At 37.9% G+C, this 3,047-nt stretch carries 1 pseudogene; it reads left to right on the top strand.

Annotated elements, in window-relative coordinates:
- Positions 1 to 3,047 (top strand): annotated as a pseudogene (locus HMPREF1152_RS04755) (helicase-related protein); the annotation flags it as partial.

Genomic DNA, 3,047 nt, shown 5'->3' on the forward strand with positions numbered 1-3,047 from the left:
AAAGAAGTTTTAAGAGGTAAAGAAGCAGGATATAATAAGATTAGAGAAGAAATTGAGGAGGTAGAAGAAAATGTACTTCGACGAGATGATCAGAAAAGAAATGAAAACGAGCGAGTTCTCCGAAATGGAGAGTACGGACGAGATAATAGAGAAAATCAGGGAGAATACACTAAACAGCTTGGAGGAACAGACGGATTTCATGAAAGAATTCCCGAATCCGACTTACGCAGTGATGAGGCTGGATTATCTATCACAGAGCGAGGAGCAGAGCCACTTCGAGATGTTGGTAGACCTATACAAGGAGAAGAAGCTGACAGGACACCTGATGGATATTCAGAAACAAGCGATAGAGTTTATGAGAACAGAGAAGCCGAAGCTGATGGCAGCTTGGAAGATAGAGGGCGAGAACAATCCGCAGTATGGGGCAATGATTTCAGCACTGAAAGAGATGACCATCAAGGAAATCGTGGAAATCTAAAAGAAAATACTGAAGCAGAGATAAGAGAAGCTGATAAGGCTTCTTTTTCTTTGCATGAAAATTCCTACGGACAGATGAGGCTTACCATTCCCTTAAGCCCCAAAGATATAGATATTGTCCTTATTAACGGAGGAAATCACGATGGCAGTAGGCTTCCTGTTATCGCAGAGTTTTCTAAAGGAAAAAGTAATGAAGAATTGGGAGAATACCTCAAAGGTACTTTTAGAGGAGGAAACGGATTTTACATTGATGAAAGAGAAGTATCTTCCTGGTATTCGGATAAAGGTATTCATTTAGCTTATGGAACATCGGCAAGAGAGGATAATACACAAATTTTAAGTTGGAGTGATGCAGCAAGTAGGATAAATGAACTTCTTGACAGAGGTGAGTTTGCTGCAAATGTAGAACTTTTAGAGGCACAGAACTATGAAAGGGATAGAATTTCAGAATCCTTATGGTATCTAACGCACGATTTAAGCGAAGAAGGAATAGAGCAAGGATATTTCAACTCTTTTGAAAGAGGTGGTGGCTTTCCGGAAGAAACGAAAAGGTTATCTGAAGCATTAAAAAATCCTGAGTATCTGAAAGAAACAATCAGGGAATACGAAAGATTTTTAGAAGGATACAAAGAAAACAGAGATGTACTAAGGTTTCATTATCACAAGGTTGATAGCCTTTATCAGAGACTCAAGGAATTTGAACTGCCACGAAAGGAATATAGTACCAATCTGACAGAACTTCCAAAGGTAAAGCCTTTTATTACAGAAGATGAAGTCCTTGAAAGCCTTTCAAGAGGAAGCGACGTTGATAGAGGAAAAGAGCGAATTACCAAGTTTTTTAAAGAAAATCATACGCTTCAGGAAAAAGCGAACTTCTTAAAAGACGAATATGGAATCGGAGGACATTCCCATGCTGTTTCAGGTGCAATGGGAAGTGATGAATGGCACGATGCTAAGGGACTTAAATTACAGAAGAAAGATTGCAGTGATGTTTTTCTTACTTGGTCAAGTGTGGCAAAACATATTGATGAGTTGCTTTCTAAAAATCTTTATCTTGAGGAAAAGAAAATAGAAAGTAATACAGAGATAGAAGAAAAAGAACCGCAATATTATTCCAAAGACAATCCTGAAAACTTAATGACGGATGAAATGCTTGAAAGAGTGCCTGAACTTTATGCACAAGAAGATGTATCTTTAGCAGATAAGCAAGTTCATGCTGCATATATCATTCCATTGAGAAGTAATTGGACTTGGTATATGACAGAATACGATAGGGAAAGTGGTGATGCTTTCGGACTTGTACTTGGGATTGAACCTGAATGGGGATATTTCAATCTTGAAGACTTGAAAGAATTAAATGCTCAAAGGCTTATTTTTGAAGATTTTCCAAAGACCTTTAGAGAACTTAAAGATACGGAACTTGTCAAGCAGATGGATGAGCAGGAGCTTCAATTAGCCTTTAATGGGGAGCTTAGCTTTGAAGAAGAAACAGAGCTTGATGTATCTGAAGAAATAGAAGAAAGAGTAGCTGTAACACCTGTTCAGGGAACGCTATTTGATTACCTCAAAGAAAGAGAAGAAGTAGAGCTTAACGAAGAAAAGGAAAGCCTTGCAGATGAATCTGAAGTTAAAGAGGGAGATACCGTCTATTTTAATCATGAAGAATACACTGTAAGGGAGATTTCTAAGAATGAAATCACAGAAAGATATGATTTGTGGCTTGATCCTAATAGATCCGGCAATCATCAGATACCGATTGTAGACGTTGAAGATAATGAGGACTTATTAAAGCAGATAAGCCTTGAAAGACCTGCCTTTATTATTGGTGATGAAGTAAGATACAAGGATAAAGACTATACCATAACACGCTTTGATGATATGGGAAATAATCTAAAGACAGTAACGGTTAAGGACAATACCGAATATCTTGGTGGTATGATAACAGGCTCCGATGTAATCCCTTATCGTCTTGAAAGCGACCTTGATAGGCTATTTGAAAATCTGACCTATACGAAACATGAAAAGACTATTGAGGGAGTAGAAGTAAAGAAAACTGAGGCTCATAACTTTAAAATCACAGAAGAAACACTTCCTGAAAAGTTATCTCCAAGTGAGAGATTAAACAATAATTTTGAAGCAATCTCTATGTTAAATCGAATTGAAAGAGGTGAGAGAGATTTAGATATTAATGCTCAGGAAGTCCTTTCAAAGTATGTCGGTTGGGGCGGACTTGCTGATATATTTGATGAAAGTAAAAAGGGTCAATGGGAAGTTGCAAGAAACTTCTTAAAGGAAAACCTAACTCAAGTCGAATATGAAGCTGCAAGGGAGTCAACCTTAACAGCCTTTTACACACCGAAAACCGTTATTGACGGAGTGTATAGGACGCTTTCTGATATGGGATTTAAGAGTGGAAATATCCTTGAGCCAAGTATGGGAATAGGAAACTTTATCGGAAATCTTCCTGATGAAATGAAAAAGTTGAAGTTTTATGGTGTGGAGCTTGACTCGGTAAGCGGTCGCATAGGAAAACTCTTATACCCTGAAAGCGACATACAGATTAAAGGGTT

It is taken from the genome of Mogibacterium sp. CM50, from assembly GCF_000293155.1.
Classification (GTDB): domain Bacteria; phylum Bacillota; class Clostridia; order Peptostreptococcales; family Anaerovoracaceae; genus Mogibacterium; species Mogibacterium timidum.